The sequence below is a fragment of the Staphylococcus sp. SUC_1.2 genome (assembly GCF_026222585.1).
In genome coordinates, this window is the sequence record NZ_JANJPM010000012.1 from 53,495 (window position 1) to 69,158 (window position 15,664).

14 protein-coding genes, 4 tRNA genes and 1 pseudogene are annotated in these 15,664 nt (G+C 30.3%); 4 read left to right on the forward strand and 15 right to left on the reverse strand.

Going from position 1 to position 15,664, the window contains the following annotated elements:
- Nucleotides 1-22 precede the first annotated feature (22 nt).
- The 4 genes from NR218_RS05865 to NR218_RS05880 all read right to left on the reverse strand — a co-directional run bounded on the left by NR218_RS05865 (nucleotide 23) and on the right by NR218_RS05880 (nucleotide 4,271).
- Nucleotides 23-418, reverse strand: a complete 396-nt coding sequence (locus tag NR218_RS05865; protein ID WP_019835530.1) for a thiol-disulfide oxidoreductase DCC family protein — start codon at nucleotides 416-418, stop codon at nucleotides 23-25.
- Between the two features lie 150 nt (nucleotides 419-568).
- Nucleotides 569-1,942 (reverse strand): EVE domain-containing protein, encoded by a 1,374-nt coding sequence (locus NR218_RS05870; protein WP_049382646.1) that lies wholly within the window; start codon nucleotides 1,940-1,942, stop codon nucleotides 569-571.
- A gap of 398 nt (nucleotides 1,943-2,340) precedes the next feature.
- Nucleotides 2,341-3,273 (reverse strand): type I phosphomannose isomerase catalytic subunit, encoded by a 933-nt coding sequence (locus tag NR218_RS05875; protein WP_017176087.1) that lies wholly within the window; start codon nucleotides 3,271-3,273, stop codon nucleotides 2,341-2,343.
- A 341-nt stretch (nucleotides 3,274-3,614) separates the two neighbouring features.
- Complete coding sequence (locus NR218_RS05880; RefSeq protein ID WP_002448697.1) at nucleotides 3,615-4,271, reverse strand: NAD(P)-binding oxidoreductase; 657 nt, start codon at nucleotides 4,269-4,271, stop codon at nucleotides 3,615-3,617.
- A gap of 155 nt (nucleotides 4,272-4,426) precedes the next feature.
- Between NR218_RS05880 and NR218_RS05885 the strand changes: the two genes are divergently transcribed.
- From NR218_RS05885 to czrB, 3 genes and pseudogenes are all read left to right on the forward strand, one after another.
- Entirely contained in the window at nucleotides 4,427-4,753 is a 327-nt protein-coding gene (locus NR218_RS05885) for an ArsR/SmtB family transcription factor (protein WP_002448641.1), read from the forward strand.
- A 3-nt stretch (nucleotides 4,754-4,756) separates the two neighbouring features.
- Nucleotides 4,757-4,885 (forward strand): annotated as a pseudogene (locus NR218_RS05890) (cation-efflux pump); the annotation flags it as partial.
- Between the two features lies 1 nt (nucleotide 4,886).
- On the forward strand, nucleotides 4,887-5,840 hold the full coding sequence (czrB, locus tag NR218_RS05895) for a CDF family zinc efflux transporter CzrB (RefSeq protein ID WP_017176085.1): 954 nt from the start codon (nucleotides 4,887-4,889) through the stop codon (nucleotides 5,838-5,840).
- Nucleotides 5,841-5,924: 84 nt separating this feature from the next.
- On the opposite strand, the gene NR218_RS05900 is transcribed toward czrB, so the two are convergent.
- Nucleotides 5,925-6,659 carry a metallophosphoesterase family protein gene (locus tag NR218_RS05900; RefSeq protein WP_265883280.1) on the reverse strand — a complete coding sequence of 245 codons (735 nt, stop codon included), beginning with the start codon at nucleotides 6,657-6,659 and terminating at the stop codon, nucleotides 5,925-5,927.
- 119 nt (nucleotides 6,660-6,778) lie between these two features.
- Between NR218_RS05900 and NR218_RS05905 the strand changes: the two genes are divergently transcribed.
- Nucleotides 6,779-7,849 carry an EscU/YscU/HrcU family type III secretion system export apparatus switch protein gene (locus NR218_RS05905; protein ID WP_265883281.1) on the forward strand — a complete coding sequence of 357 codons (1,071 nt, stop codon included), beginning with the start codon at nucleotides 6,779-6,781 and terminating at the stop codon, nucleotides 7,847-7,849.
- A 57-nt stretch (nucleotides 7,850-7,906) separates the two neighbouring features.
- On the opposite strand, the gene NR218_RS05910 is transcribed toward NR218_RS05905, so the two are convergent.
- From NR218_RS05910 to NR218_RS05955, 10 genes are all read right to left on the reverse strand, one after another.
- Complete coding sequence (locus tag NR218_RS05910; RefSeq protein WP_265883282.1) at nucleotides 7,907-8,767, reverse strand: HAD family hydrolase; 861 nt, start codon at nucleotides 8,765-8,767, stop codon at nucleotides 7,907-7,909.
- A 62-nt stretch (nucleotides 8,768-8,829) separates the two neighbouring features.
- Nucleotides 8,830-9,690, reverse strand: a complete 861-nt coding sequence (locus NR218_RS05915) for an ABC transporter ATP-binding protein (RefSeq protein WP_017176082.1) — start codon at nucleotides 9,688-9,690, stop codon at nucleotides 8,830-8,832.
- 20 nt (nucleotides 9,691-9,710) lie between these two features.
- Nucleotides 9,711-11,516, reverse strand: a complete 1,806-nt coding sequence (glmS, locus tag NR218_RS05920; RefSeq protein ID WP_017176081.1) for a glutamine--fructose-6-phosphate transaminase (isomerizing) — start codon at nucleotides 11,514-11,516, stop codon at nucleotides 9,711-9,713.
- A gap of 540 nt (nucleotides 11,517-12,056) precedes the next feature.
- Nucleotides 12,057-13,409 carry a phosphoglucosamine mutase gene (glmM, locus tag NR218_RS05925; RefSeq protein WP_049434880.1) on the reverse strand — a complete coding sequence of 451 codons (1,353 nt, stop codon included), beginning with the start codon at nucleotides 13,407-13,409 and terminating at the stop codon, nucleotides 12,057-12,059.
- 28 nt (nucleotides 13,410-13,437) lie between these two features.
- Nucleotides 13,438-14,370, reverse strand: a complete 933-nt coding sequence (locus NR218_RS05930; protein WP_265883283.1) for a YbbR-like domain-containing protein — start codon at nucleotides 14,368-14,370, stop codon at nucleotides 13,438-13,440.
- Nucleotide 14,371: 1 nt separating this feature from the next.
- Nucleotides 14,372-15,178: a diadenylate cyclase CdaA gene (cdaA, locus tag NR218_RS05935; RefSeq protein WP_017176078.1), complete on the reverse strand. Its 807-nt coding sequence runs from the start codon at nucleotides 15,176-15,178 to the stop codon at nucleotides 14,372-14,374.
- Nucleotides 15,179-15,330: 152 nt separating this feature from the next.
- A tRNA-Lys gene (locus tag NR218_RS05940) sits at nucleotides 15,331-15,403 on the reverse strand.
- Nucleotides 15,404-15,406: 3 nt separating this feature from the next.
- Nucleotides 15,407-15,481 (reverse strand) — tRNA-Gln (locus NR218_RS05945).
- A 6-nt stretch (nucleotides 15,482-15,487) separates the two neighbouring features.
- A tRNA-Tyr gene (locus NR218_RS05950) sits at nucleotides 15,488-15,571 on the reverse strand.
- A 10-nt stretch (nucleotides 15,572-15,581) separates the two neighbouring features.
- Nucleotides 15,582-15,657: transfer RNA gene (locus NR218_RS05955), tRNA-Val, on the reverse strand.
- Nucleotides 15,658-15,664 lie beyond the last annotated feature (7 nt).

Genomic DNA, 15,664 nt, shown 5'->3' on the forward strand with positions numbered 1-15,664 from the left:
AATTAAAAAATAGTTTTCTCATTTATTGTCTATCATCATCAATAAAGAATGATTTTTCATATGCGTTTGGTTTATGCCAATGTGTTTTCCACATTTTATCTCTATTATTAGCAAACAGTCGATAACCTAAATTTCTTATTGGTAATGGCATTACTCTAAGTAGTATGCCTAACCATTTTTTACTACTTAATGTTGTGATTAATTTTGCTACTGCAGTAGTCTCGTAATATAAACGATCTCCTTCTTGTAGTATCACACTATTTTTATTTTTAGCTTCGGGATGTTGTTTAAATAAATGTTGTCCCGCCTCTCCTTTTAAAGTCGCAAACTCATAATTTTTAGGTAAACCATGTTGTATTAGCCAAATACAATAATTATAACAATACACACAATTTCCATCGTAATAAACGATTGGCATGTTCCGTCACCTTCCTTTTTAACCTATTTAATATATTCCTTTTACAAGGACTCATTAAACACAGAAAAAGTGGATATAGAATTTATTTCAAATTCTATATCCACTTTAACTAATTATACATTATGCTGTTTTTATCTAACTTGTTTGACATTATGCATCATGGTTCACTTTTACAATACGTGTATATTTTAAAAATTGTTGTGAATATTTATTTTTGATATCTTCTAACTTTTCGTATGTTACGCCAATAATATGCCAATTAGGATTAAAATGATAAAAAGAATTTTTTTCACGAGACCAAGTAATCATGTTACCGTCTTTATTATATCTAGGTAATGTAACTTCGTACCCTTCTAAAACATTAATATAAGTTTGAAATATATCTGGATCAAGTCTATTAAAGTTATCAATCACTAAGTAACTTTTGTCATTTTTAGGCATAAGTTGTGTAATAAAACCTTCTCTATAATATAAAGCACCTGTCTCATTAGGTAGATATTTGCCATATAACATATCTTCACTAAAGTCAGGGTGACCACTAGTAATAACTGGATTAGCATTCGTTTTTTGTAAAAGATTATTGGCTGCTTTCAAACCTTCTTCACGTTTATCTACAACGAGTAAAATAAAAGGTTTAATGGTCTCATCATGATCCGTATTGAATCCTGGTTTTTTAATAGTCTCAAATGGTGTTCTAATCCCATCATTTTCACTCATGTCTATAATAGCATCGTATTGTGCTTGACTCATACTTGCTATTGCTTGCTTAGCATTTTCTTGTAAAAAGTATAAGTTCTTTAATTTAGGATGTTTATTTAGTGCTCCTAATGTAACAGGAGTGATATTCTTTTCATAATAAATCTCAATTGCAGTACTATTAGTACGACCAGGAATTGGAGGTTTTTCATGAATATGACGAGATACTTCACCAATTCCTACGACCGATTGATTACTATTCTTATCATAAAATATTAAATTATCCCCTACTTCTAATTGGTTATAAAAATGATAACCATTCCGTTTAATTCCATTATAAGTATGTGTAAAAATCGTATAATGGGTATCAGGTTCAAATTTTTCAGTTTCAGATAAAAAGAAATATCGAGGTAATTGAATGTTACCTTTTCCTAACTCAACGATTAATTGAAACTCCTCTTTTGTGAGTTGATTTATTAACGTTTCTCGCATATTATTCATTCGATAATCTAGCACTTCACTACGTTTTAAATAGTCAGTAGTTAAAGGCTTTAACTCTTCATTAAATTTAAATTCAACTCTAATTTTATTTTGTGCTCCTGTTTGAACACTAATAATTTCCCCAATTCCTAATAATCCAGTATCTGTTTGTACTTGATAAAAAATCACTTGATCGCCAATTTTAGCTTTTTTGAACGCTCGAAAACCCTGAGTAGGATTGAACTGTGCTCCAGACTCAAATAAAGTTGTTTGTCCAACTAATGGTTCATTATGGTTCCATCTTGTATATCCACAATTTAACCAAAAGTAATTTACTTCTTCTGCCATCTAGAATCTCCTTCTTACTTATTTTAAATTTAGCATCTTTATTCATGTATATATTAATATTAATTTTAGCACCTATTAGTCATTTTTAGATCGCTTAAATTTAAATATATGAATAGTCTATAAGATTTCGTTTTTTTTATTTTATCATATTTTTTTAATAGAGTTGACGTATTATTAAATCACTTTTTAAATTCAAAAAAGTGAAATAGAATCATATGAATCCTCACAAAATTCCATTTCACTATTAAAATATACTATCTCATTATTTAAACATTATTAGATTTCCGATTAACAGGAAGCGGAAGATAAAAAACTTCTAGATTCAGCTATCACACAAGAAAATCATGCTAGATATAGAAATTATTCCAACACGTCTGCTTATAAATTAAATTGATTAACTAAATATAACTTATAATTAGAGTGAACTCTCCTTCAAATACGCTATCTAAATCTTCAGAAGTTAAAATAAAATTAGATCCCTTTTCTAGCTTAAAGATTTCACCATCTGTAATCACTTGTCCACGACCTTCTAATACAGAAATAAGACAAAATTCACGAGGCTTCATATAATTAAGCGTTCCACTTATTTCCCATTTAACCATTGTAAAAAAGTCATTAGATACAATTTGGCTACGTTTATGATTTTCTACAATTGTAGTTTCAGGTACTATAGTAGGTGCATTTGCAGTAAATTGAATCACGTCTAATGCTTTGCTAACTTCTAATGATGATCCATCAGTTCGATTACGTTCATAATCATATACTCTATATGAAATATCAGATGATTGCATTGTTTCATATACTAAAACGCCAGAACCTATAGAATGAAGCATTCCAGCTGGTATAAAATAAAACTCACCTGGTTTAACTTTGATTCTTTCTACTGCATCCAACACCGCGTCTTCTTTTATCTTATTCTCAAATGTTTCTTTTGAATCAGCAGAAGTACCGAGTATAATTTCAGCGTCTTCTTCTGCATCAATAATATACCAACATTCAGACTTACCATATTGACCATTTTCAAATTCATATGCATACGAGTCGTCAGGATGAACGTGAATAGATAGAGGATGTCTTGCATCCACTATTTTACATAATAAAGGGAAATCTTTACTTGGAAAGTCTCCAAATAATTCTCTATGATCATTCCATACTTGATCTAATGTTTGACCAGCATACTGACCATTTTCAATCATATTTTTTCCATTCGGATGTGCAGAAATACCCCAGCATTCTCCAGTTTGTTCACTTGGTATGTCGTAATTAAATTGATTTAACTTATTACCGCCCCATATTTTTTCAAAGAAAATAGGCTTTAAAAATAATGGCATGATTGCACCTCCTAAAACACGGTTATTGCTTCTCTCTTTATTTTAAAGTGAAATATCGTATTTAAATGATTATGTATAATTAGAACAATTGATGACCCACTTTATCTTTAAATTACTATCTATTTAAGCTTTTAATATATCAGATAACTAATTCTATATGAAAGCTGTTTCGCTTCTATCGTTAAACAAAAATTTTCACTCATATGTTTATTATATCAATTTCATTATTAATTTAATAGAAATTATATATATTAATAAAAAAGAATAGAACAGCAAGTTTTAAAACTCACTGTCCTACTCTAACACAGAACTTTTCATTTGTAATTAATTATCTAACTTAACTACTCAAAACGAGATAATGCTTCTTGAATAGATTGATGCCCTGAAAGAATTTGAAATTCTTTATTTTCAAATTTATTTTCAGAAGTCGCTACGTGTTTTAATACAGAAGCCACATCTTCGCGTGGAATTGTACTTCCTTCATCAAAATACAAGTCAGCTTTAATTTCACCAGTACCTGATTTATCTTCTAAACCACCTGGATGAACGATTGTATAAGTTAGTCCAGAATTTCTTAAATGATTATCTGCATAGTGTTTTGCAATTGTATAAGGTTTTAAATCTCCACTTGCATCAAATGCTTCACGACGTGAATCGTAAGTAGAAACCATTACATAATGTTTAACATTTGCTTTTTTACTTGCTTCAATCGTTTTCACTGCACCATCTAAATCAACAATGATTGTTTTATCAGCACCTGTGCTACCACCTGAACCAACTGAGAAAATAACTTTATCAAAGCCTTTGAATTTCTCAGTTAAATCATCAATACTATCTTTTTCTACATCTATTAAAATGGCATTAACACCTTGATCTTTTAACGCACTTTCTTGTTCTTCTTTACGAACACCGGCTGTAAAATCAACTTGATCTTCTTTTAATTGGTTAACCAATTTAGAACCTACGCCACCATTAGCACCAATAACTAATATACTCATAAACTTATTTCCTCCTTCAATTCATTTCATAGTTTATTAATACCACTTAGTATCATTTTTAAACTTATTTACTATATATCATTGACACTTAGACAAGGACACTATATATTAATATATGAATATATATTAATATATTAAAGAGGAGGTCTCATGTGATGTCCAATACAAATAAAGATAGAGATATATTTATAGATGAATACATGCTTAACCGTTTAACTGAGACATTTAAAGCGTTAAGCGATTATAACCGTTTACGTATTTTAGAATTGTTATATAAAGGTGAAGCTAGTGTTGGGCATATTACGCATACATTAAAATTAACTCAATCAAATGTATCGCATCAATTAAAGAGTTTAAAACAAGCAGGCCTCGTTAAATCGTCACGTCATGGACAATCCATGATTTATTCTATAGACGATCAACATGTTTCTACTTTATTAAAACAAGCCATTCAACATGCTCATCATCAAAGAGGTGAATAATAAATGTCTAATCACACACACCATCATAACCATACTCATAATCATGTCCATACCAATAACAAAAAGGTATTAACAATTTCTTTTATTATTATAGGCTTATTTATGATTGTTGAAATTTTAGGAGGAATAATAAATGTCTAATCACACACACCATCATAACCATACTCATAATCATGTCCATACCAATAACAAAAAGATATTAACAATTTCTTTTATTATTATAGGCTTATTTATGATTGTTGAAATTTTAGGAGGATTTATCGCTAATAGTCTTGCGCTATTATCAGATGGACTTCATATGTTTAGCGATACTGTTTCACTAGGAGTTGCTTTAATCGCATTTATTTATGCAGAGAAAAATGCTACTTCAACTAAAACATTCGGTTACAAGCGTTTTGAAGTCTTAGCTGCCTTATTTAATGGTATAACTTTATTAATTATTAGTGGCGTCATTATCATCGAAGCGATTAGAAGATTTTTCAATCCTATTAAAGTGCAATCCACTGAAATGTTTATTATTAGTGTGATTGGACTTATAGTGAATATTATCGTTGCAATAATCATGTTTAAAAGCGGTGATACGTCACATAACTTAAATATGCGCGGTGCTTTTATTCACGTTTTAGGAGACTTACTTGGTTCATTAGGTGCCATTATAGCATCTATTCTTATATACGTATTTAACTTTACAATTGCTGATCCTATCGCAAGCATTCTAGTTTCCATTATTATATTGAAAAGTGCAATCGGTATTTCACGTTCGTCACTTAATATTTTAATGGAAGGTACACCAAGTGACGTCAATTTAGATAAAATCATTAGTACAATTATAAATCATAATGAAATTTATAATGTCCATGATTATCACGTTTGGACTATTTCAAATGATATGAATGCGTTAAGTTGTCATGCAGTCGTCTCTGAAACTATGTCTGTTCAGGACTGTGAAGGACTTCTTAAAAAAATAGAACATGAATTACTTCACTTAAATATACAACATATGACAATTCAATTAGAAACAGCCCAACATGATCACGATACTTCAGTACTATGCTCTGGATTACATAAAGAGCACGCTCATCATTAAGACTACACAAACAATGTCCGCAGTTTACAATATAAGTAAAAAGTCGAACAGAATTCATATTAGTTTCTGCTCGACTTTTTTTACTTATATAAAATAATCGAAAATAAATTGTTTGCCTGGTACATGTTTTTCATCAAATCCTTGAAGAAATTCTTCATTATCATACGGTAATTTTACTCTTTCAACACTAAACTCATTTTCGTTAATTGTGACGATTCCATATACGGCATATTTACCATTATTAAGTCCTACTGAACCAGGATTGAAATAGGTTTTGTTATTATCATCATACAAGTGTAATTGATGATTATGTCCAAAAGCTATAAAATCCGCATCCTTATCTTCAAATAATTTAACTATCTCTTCTTTTTGATTATCTACAATAGGTTCAAATGGTTGTTTACCAATCCCCTCTTCTAATCTTTGATTTTCAATTTCATAATGTATAAATAAACATTTTTTCCCACAAATTGTTTTTTCTAAATATCTTGGTAGTGTATTTAATACATCATAGTAATCTTCATCCATTCGACTTTCAATCCATTGATGGTGTTCATAAAATTTATTTTTTAAATCTTCTGGATACGGTGTACCATTAACAATTGACATAATTGCTTCATCGTGATTACCAGCAATAATTTCCATATCATCTCGATCGAAAATCATATCTAATACTTTATTAGTCTCATGACCAATTCCAATATTATCACCTAAGTTAAAGATTTGATCGATATCTTCTCTATTATCAATATCATCTAAAACAGTTTGTAAGGCATCAAAATTACCATGAACGTCGGTTAAAATTGCAAATTTCACCATAAAGTCTCCTTTCATTATTAAATCATTAGCATATTTTAACACTTAAAACATAATATTGTTAGATATTAATTTAAAAAAAGCACAAATTCTGATATTGTGTATTATATTAACGTAAAGGAGTGCTTATTTTGTTTAAATTTCATAGTTTAGCATTTAAAAATGCTAAGTCACAACTCATAAAAACAATACTATTTAGTTTAGTAAGTTTTATTATTGTATTTGTGGCATTTGTGATTGCTAGAACTTTCTTCGTTCAAAACTTTATGCAGATGCAACTAGCAGCACAATTTCAACAGTCATCAGGCGCGTCATTAGTTATGATAATACTCGTCTTGGTCTTAGGATTATTATTTTTTATACTTGCAGGTTATCAATTACTTGCAGGGGCTTTTAATATTATGGCTAAAGCTATTGAAAAAGAAGCTGTTCAATTTTTTGATTTGTTTTTTGCTTTTAAAAAAGGAAAATATGTTAAAAGTCTTCTTTTAGCTTTAATTACTATTATTCTTTATGCTGTATTATATTTAATCACATTAGGATTAAACTTTTTATTTAATAAAGCTTTAACACCATTATTCACATCTATTCAACAGTCAGTAAGTACATCCGATCATGCTATTGGTATTTTACTTACTGTACAAATTATCTTAATTATCATTATGGGATTCATTCTTTCAATCGTATATTGGTTCTTCTTTATATTAATGATTAATTATACTGTGTCATTTGCACGTAAAAATGACTTAAGTGCTATAGGTCATTTTAAAGACGGCTTTAAAGGCATTAAAAATGGACGTAAAACTTGGTTCAAATTCTTTTTAGCTATCTTATTAATTAACCTACTCATTATTATCATTACACAACCACTTGGTACAATATTAACTGTATTAACCGGAAATATGTCCCAAAATGTAGCACAAGTGATTTTAATTATTGCTCAAACGCTTATTATTATTGTACGTTTAATTCTATATTTTGTAATTATAATGGGTATTGTTCAATATTTCTTACGTCGCGGTGAGAATGTGAAAAGACCTGTAAAAGAAAAGAAAAAAAGTAAACGAAAAGAAAAAAAAGAAATAAATCATGAAAAAGAAGCGTTAAAAAACGATCCTTCATCTTTTAATGAGACAAAAAATCATATTAAAGAAGACTTAAATCATCAAAAAAATTTGAATAACGATAAATAAATCACTATTTAACACAAAAGGTAAGAAAGCAGGTTTCTCCTACTTTCTTACCTTATTTTAATTTAAAAAATATTGTTCTAAATATAAAGCTGCGCCATCCTCTTCATTTGTATATTGTGTAGTATCATCAGTGATAGACTGAATTTCTGGACGTGCATTTTTCATTGAAACAGTGTATCCTCCAAATTCAAACATTGCTCTGTCATTATCGCTATCACCAATAACAAGTGTTTCTTCTTGTTTAATATCGAAATGATCTATCATTTCTTTAATTCCAGTGCCTTTATCCACTTGATAAGCCATCGTCTCAGCATTAAACCTTGAAGAATTAGATACGCTAATATTTAATAACACTTTATTTTGTATTAATTCATCTCTAAACGTTTTAATTTTATTTAACTTTTTGTTGAATAGATAAATTTTAGAATAGTCGTCATTTGGAATATCTTTTCTCCAATTAATTTTACCATTCATGGCATCTCGACGTGATTTCCATTCACTTTCACTCACTTCATTTTGTGGATGTTCACTATCAATCATATCTTCCATCCATGATTGATCTTCAATTAATGAAATTCTATCTCCTTCAAAAGGAAAAACTTCATAATAAATGTGTTGTTGTTGAGCTAGTTGCACGATTTTTTTTACACTATCTATTGTCAAACTATGTTTAAATAAAATTGTATCTTCAATATCGCCTCTTGTTCCATTAGAACTAATCATACCATCTACTTTAAAACCTTTTGGTACTAGACTATGAATTTCAGAATAAGAACGTCCTGTTGCTAGAAATACCTTATAATTTTTTTCTCTTAACTGATCAATTACTTCTTTTGTTTTTACAGTCGCTTTATTATCTTCATGCAATAGTGTTCCATCCATATCTAAGAATATTGCTTTAATATTTTCTAATGCCATCGTGATACCCTCCATCTAACTCTTTCTTAAAATTGTGACATTTATTTAACCAAAGTGCAAACTCAATTATGTTTTATATAAAGATGATATCGATTTCTATATTGAATAACTTCAATTTGGTTATTAAAAAATTTAGACATCATCGAATCAGTTAAAATATCTTTTGTTATTCCTTTACCAAAACAACTACCCTCTTTTAATAAAAATATCTTACTAAATAATGGAATAATTTCCTCTATGACATGAGTCACGTAAATCATCGTCAAATGAGCGTATGTCTTATTTAAATTTTCTAATAAATATAATAACTGTTCTCTAGCCAAAAAGTCTAATCCTGATGCTGGTTCATCAAGAATAAGTACATCAGGTTGATGTATAAGCGCGCGAGCAATCATTACTTTTTGTTTTTGTCCTGTTGAGAGATATCCTAAATATTGATCTTTATATGATAACATTCCTACTAAATTTAATAATTTTTCTGCTTCTTTAGTATGTTCATCAGAATATTCTTTATATAGACCGATAGATTTAAATATGCCACTTAATACGACATCAATCACTTTCTCACCGTCTTGAAATTTTTCTAATAAACTATGCGAAACAAATCCAATATGTTGACGAACGTTTTCTGCAGAATATCCTTTTTTACCTGGTATCATTTCAAACAATTCTATTTCACCCTGAGATACACTTTCATAAGAATTCATGATATTTAATAGTGTTGTTTTTCCTGCACCATTCAACCCATAAAGAATCCAATTATCTCCCGCTTCAATATGCCAATTTAAATCATTAATGATTGTTTTTCCGTGTTTCTTTTTATAGATATGTTTTAAATTTATCAAATGATCACCTCTACTTAAAATAATTGTATGATGATTCTGATTATTTAACAAATCAAATAAAAAACTGAGACATGTCATCCATGTCCCAGCTTTTTGAATTATTCAACTGTAACTGATTTAGCTAAGTTACGAGGTTTGTCAACATCTAATCCTCTGTGTAAAGCTGCATAATATGCGATTAATTGTAGCGCTACTACTGATACTAAAGGCGTTAATAATTCGTGTACGTGAGGAATCACATATGTGTCTCCATCTTTTTCTAAACCTTCCATTGAAATAATACAAGGTTTAGCGCCACGTGCTACTACTTCTTTAACATTACCACGAATTGATAAATTCACATTTTCTTGCGTAGCTAACGCAATGACTGGCGTATCATCTTCAATTAAAGCAATAGTACCGTGTTTTAACTCTCCACCAGCAAATCCTTCAGCTTGAATATATGAAATTTCTTTAAGTTTTAATGCTCCTTCTAAACTTACATTGTAATCCATCGCACGACCAATAAAGAAAGCATTTCTAGTCGTTTCTAAGAATTCTTTAGTAATTTTTTCCATTACTGGTGCATCATCTACAATCGTTTCAATTGCAGTTGTTACTTTTGCTAATTCTCTTAATAAGTCAATACCGTTATTGCGTCCATGTGCTTTAGCTACAACTTGAGAAAGAATTGATAATACAGCAATTTGAGCTGTATAAGCTTTAGTTGATGCAACAGCAATTTCAGGTCCTGCGTGTAATAATAACGTATGATCAGCTTCACGAGATAACGTTGAACCTGCTACATTTGTAATTGTTAAAGACTTATGGCCTAATTTATTTGTTTCAACCAATACTGCACGGCTATCAGCTGTTTCTCCTGATTGAGAGATATAAATAAATAAAGGTTTTTCAGATAATAATGGCATGTTATAAACAAATTCTGATGCCACATGAACTTCAGTTGGCACTCCAGATAGTTTTTCAAGGTATTCTTTACCAACTAAACCAGCATGATAACTTGTTCCTGCAGCAATAATATAAATGCGATCTGCATTCGATACATCTTTAATAATTTCAGAATCAATATTTAAATCTCCATTTTCATCTTCGTATTCTTGAATAATACGACGCATTACTGCTGGCTGTTCATTAATTTCTTTTAACATATAGTGATCATAAATACCTTTTTCAGCATCTGATGCATCTATTTGAGCAGTATACGTTGGGCGATCTTGAATATTTCCATCTTTATCTTTAATTGTTACACTTTCTTTTTTAACAATAACAATTTCATGATCGTGAATTTCTTTATATTGATTTGTAACTTTAATCATTGCTAATGCATCTGAAGCAATAACATTAAAGTCGTCACCAATACCAACAAGTAAAGGTGATTTATTTTTAGCTACATAAATAGTGTCTTCATCCTCAGAATCTAACATACCTAAAGCATACGATCCATCTAATAAAGATACTGCTTTAGTGAATGCTTCTTCAGTTTCTAACCCTTTATTTGAAAAATATTCTACTAATTGAACGATAACTTCTGTATCAGTTTCTGATTTAAACGTTACATCTGATAAGTATTCGCTTTTTAGTTCTTCATAATTTTCAATTACACCATTATGCACTAAAGTGAAACGTCCATTATTTGATTGATGAGGATGTGAATTAATATGACTAGGTACCCCATGAGTAGCCCATCGAGTATGACCAATACCAATGTGACCATCAATGTCATTGCTATCTGCTACTTTTCTTAATTCTGCAATACGACCTTTTTCCTTAAATACAGTAGTCCCTTCATCATTGACAACAGCAATTCCTGCTGAATCATATCCTCTATACTCTAATTTTTCTAAACCAGATAGTAATAATTCTTTGGCATTATCAAAGCCAATATATCCAACAATTCCGCACATATTTCTTTTTCCTCCATTACATAGTCATATGATAATTTTATCTGTTATATAAAATTTTTTAATTAGACATTGCTCGTTTTATTGTATTGGATTCTAAACATCATATTTCTATGTTTTCTATTTGGCGTTCTTATTATATTTGTACATCTAGTTACCTATATGTTTTAAATAATAAGCTAACGAATGTGCCTCATCCGGAATAGCATCCGCCGATTATATCGATAACTATTCTCCTCGTCTACAATATAATTAGTATGTCTATGAGTATTCTCCTAATTAATACTAAATGATTAACATTCTAATTACTTGTCCAGGCGCTTTGTTTTACTTTTATTACATCTATCCTCCTTTCTTCCAATACTATTTATTTTACCCTTTTTTATTAATCATTTGCAAATATTATTATATTTAATTCATAAACTTATAGTTATAATTTGATATTTAATTTATATTTTTTGCTAAAAAAATACTCTCTTTAAAGTTTTCAGTTCTACGGCTTTAACTTTAAAGAGAGTGTATTCTTGTTTTTAAATGGTACTATTAATTTAATCCCATTTTTTCTTTTACTTTATCAGCAATTGTTTGAGCATAACGTTCAGCATCTTCATTTGTTGCTGCCTCAACCATTACTCTTACTAATGGTTCAGTTCCTGAAGGTCTAACTAATATTCTTCCTTCACCATTCATTTCATTCTCAACTTCATTCATAACAGCTTTAACGTCTTCATTTTCAGATACATGATGTTTATCTGTTACTTTTACATTAATTAATGATTGTGGATACTTTTTCATTTGTGCTGCTAACTCACTTAAAGTTTTACCACTTGATTTAATAATAGCAGCAAGTTGTACTCCAGTTAGTAGTCCATCACCAGTCGTGTTATAGTCCATCATTACTATATGTCCAGATTGTTCTCCGCCTAAATTATAATGGCCTCGTCTCATTTCTTCAACGACATATCTATCTCCAACTTTTGTTTTATTTGATTGAATGTCTTCTGTTTCAAGAGCTTTATAAAATCCTAAGTTACTCATTACAGTAGATACAATCATATTATTATTTAATTCATGATTTTTATGCATTTCTTGACCAATAATAAACATAATTTGGTCACCATCAATGATGTTACCCTTTTCATCAACAGCAATTAAACGATCTCCATCTCCATCAAAAGCTAAACCAAAATCACTTTCAGTTTCTACAACTTTTTCAGCTAAATGTTCAGGATGAGTAGACCCACATTCATCATTAATATTGTATCCATCTGGATTACAACCAATTGTAACTGTCGTTGCCTCTAAATCACCAAATAAGAAAGGCGCAAGTGAAGAAGTTGATCCATTCGCCCCATCTAAAGTAATTTTAAGTCCATCTAAATTTATATCAATTGTAGATTTAAGATAACTTAAGTATTTTTGTGCACCTTCATAATAATCTGAAAAATGCATAATGTCTTTGCCTGCTGGACGTGGTAAGTCAGGTTGTTCTTGATCTAATAATTGTTCAATTTCTTCTTCCTGCTTATCTGAAAGTTTAAAACCATCAGCACCAAAGAACTTAATACCATTATCAGCTACAGGATTATGAGATGCAGAAATCATTACTCCTAATTGTGCTCCCATTTCACGTGTTAAATATGCAACACCTGGAGTAGAAATAACTCCTAATCTCATTACTTCTGCACCTATTGATGCTAATCCAGCGATTAAAGCTGATTCTAACATTTCACCAGACACACGAGTATCTCTACCAACTAAAACTCTAGGATGTTTCTCTCCTTCATTATGTGCTAATACATAACCACCATAGCGACCTAGTTTAAACGCTAATTCAGGTGTTAATTCTTTATTAGCTACTCCCCTTACACCATCTGTTCCAAAATATTTTCCCATTTTCATTACTCCTTTATTATCTAGTTTACTATTTTAAATTGACATGTGCTGTGACTTCATTAAATTCAGATTTCTTAACCTGTTTAGGTATCTTGAGTTGAAGTGTTTTATCAGTCGATTCAGTGATATCATCTAAATTGACATCGGCTTCTATGTCATTAATATCCTTCAAATCATCTTTATTACCATAAATTTCTACTTCATTCTCATTTAGTTTAATGCTATCTAAACTTTCATCATCAGGTAATGAACCCTTTTTAACGGTTTTAATTTTTACTTTTTTACTGTAAGGTTCAAGTTTCACTGACATTTTAATATTATTAGGCTTGATTTGAACGTTTAATTTATTCAATTGCTTGTCAAATGCAGTAATTTCAGCTACATCAGTAGTATTCTCACTGATATTAGTCGCATTTTTAAATGTCGCTTTTAAATATGCAATTTTGTCTAATTGCTTTTTACCACCAGTAACTTGAACAGTGTCTTTATTCAAAGAAGTTTCACTTACTTTATAATTTAAATCTACATTGTTTTGTGAAATATCAGGCTGAACATGCATTGTTTTAGTATCTTTATCCTCCAAGGTGATATAAGCGTGTTTAGGTTTAACATTATAACTAATATCGTTACTTAATCCTTTAACAATATAATCTTCTTTATAATTTCCAGATTTAGCATTAGATAAATTAACTGTGACCTTGATATCGTCTGAACTTTCTATTTTCAATAACTTTGATTGTGGTCCTGAAATAGTAACATCAACAGTATCTGGTGATTTAGTAACATGTAAATTTTTGGTATTATAAAGAATTTCTACAGGTACATCTTCAATTGTTTTAGAAGAATTCTGAGCTAGATTATCATTGTTAAAAATATTGCCAAACACATTATTAACAGAAAGATAAAAAAAGATCGCTAATATTAAGGCAAAAAATCTTAATCCCCACTTACTTTCTAACATGCTATTTCACACCCTTCTTTTGAGCGCGAGTTCCAAACCAATGTTCAGCTAATAACTCTTCGAATACTTCATCAGAAACATCACGTCTTAATTTACCATCGAAAGTAACTGATATTGAACCGGTTTCTTCAGATACTACCACAGTAAATGAGTCCGAAACTTCAGAAATTCCTACGGCTGCCCTATGTCTTGTACCTAAACTTTTAGAAATTTTATTACTATCTGAAAGTGGTAAATAACATGCAGCACTAGCAATTTTAGTGTTTTGAATAATCATAGCCCCATCATGTAATGGTGTATTAGGTATAAAAACATTTATCAATAATTCTTGAGATATTGCAGAATTCATTGATATACCAGTTTCAATATAGTCTTGCAATCCAGTTTCCTTTTCAAAAACAATTAATGCTCCAATTCGTCTTTTAGCCATATACTGAACAGCCTTTGATACAGATTGGATTAATTTTTCTTCATCATGACTGTAAGTATTAGTATAGCGTTTAAATAGGCTCCCTCGCCCTAATTGCTCAAGTGCCCGTCTAATTTCTGGTTGGAATATCACAATTAAAGCTAAAACGCCCCATTGAATCACAATATCAAATAACTTTGAGGTAGCAGTTAAATTGAGAAGTTTACTTACTTGTTGTCCAATAACTATAAATAATATACCTTTAAGCAATTGAATTGCTTTAGTTCCTTTAAATACAGTAATGAGAAGATAAAGGACATACCAGACAATAAGTATATCTAATATACTTGTAATAATCTTCAAAGTACTAAGATTATTAAAAAAGTTGGAAAAATCCATAATCTCTCCTCCGTCTATAACTTTCATAATTATAATTATACCAATGAAAGGTGTAACTGTCATACTATGAAAGTCATACTTATAAATTTTTTCATGAAAATCACTACTAAAAATGGGTAATAAAAAAGCACTCCTTAATGGAGTGCTTAAAGTGAGCCATAGAGGATTCGAACCTCTGACCCTCTGATTAAAAGTCAGATGCTCTACCAACTGAGCTAATGGCTCTTATGGCTGGGCTAGCTGGATTCGAACCAGCGCGTGACGGAGTCAAAGTCCGTTGCCTTACCGCTTGGCTATAGCCCAATAAGATGGTGGAGGGGGGCAGATTCGAACTGCCGAACCCGAAGGAGCGGATTTACAGTCCGCCGCGTTTAGCCACTTCGCTACCCCTCCGATATTTAAATGGTGGAGAATGACGGGTTCGAACCGCCGACCCTCTGCTTGTAAGGCAGATGCTCTCCCAGCTGAGCTAATTCTCCAAATAAA

Bases quoted from the DNA above. Each gene is read 5' to 3' on its own strand.
- NR218_RS05865 (WP_019835530.1), bottom strand. From the start codon at position 418: ATGCCAATCGTTTATTACGATGGAAATTGTGTGTATTGTTATAATTAT.
- NR218_RS05870 (WP_049382646.1), bottom strand. From the start codon at position 1,942: ATGGCAGAAGAAGTAAATTACTTTTGGTTAAATTGTGGATATACAAGA.
- NR218_RS05875 (WP_017176087.1), bottom strand. From the start codon at position 3,273: ATGCCATTATTTTTAAAGCCTATTTTCTTTGAAAAAATATGGGGCGGT.
- NR218_RS05880 (WP_002448697.1), bottom strand. From the start codon at position 4,271: ATGAGTATATTAGTTATTGGTGCTAATGGTGGCGTAGGTTCTAAATTG.
- NR218_RS05885 (WP_002448641.1), top strand. From the start codon at position 4,427: ATGTCCAATACAAATAAAGATAGAGATATATTTATAGATGAATACATG.
- czrB (WP_017176085.1), top strand. From the start codon at position 4,887: ATGTCTAATCACACACACCATCATAACCATACTCATAATCATGTCCAT.
- NR218_RS05900 (WP_265883280.1), bottom strand. From the start codon at position 6,659: ATGGTGAAATTTGCAATTTTAACCGACGTTCATGGTAATTTTGATGCC.
- NR218_RS05910 (WP_265883282.1), bottom strand. From the start codon at position 8,767: ATGGCATTAGAAAATATTAAAGCAATATTCTTAGATATGGATGGAACA.
- NR218_RS05915 (WP_017176082.1), bottom strand. From the start codon at position 9,690: ATGACATGTCTCAGTTTTTTATTTGATTTGTTAAATAATCAGAATCAT.
- glmS (WP_017176081.1), bottom strand. From the start codon at position 11,516: ATGTGCGGAATTGTTGGATATATTGGCTTTGATAATGCCAAAGAATTA.
- glmM (WP_049434880.1), bottom strand. From the start codon at position 13,409: ATGGGAAAATATTTTGGAACAGATGGTGTAAGGGGAGTAGCTAATAAA.
- NR218_RS05930 (WP_265883283.1), bottom strand. From the start codon at position 14,370: ATGTTAGAAAGTAAGTGGGGATTAAGATTTTTTGCCTTAATATTAGCG.
- cdaA (WP_017176078.1), bottom strand. From the start codon at position 15,178: ATGGATTTTTCCAACTTTTTTAATAATCTTAGTACTTTGAAGATTATT.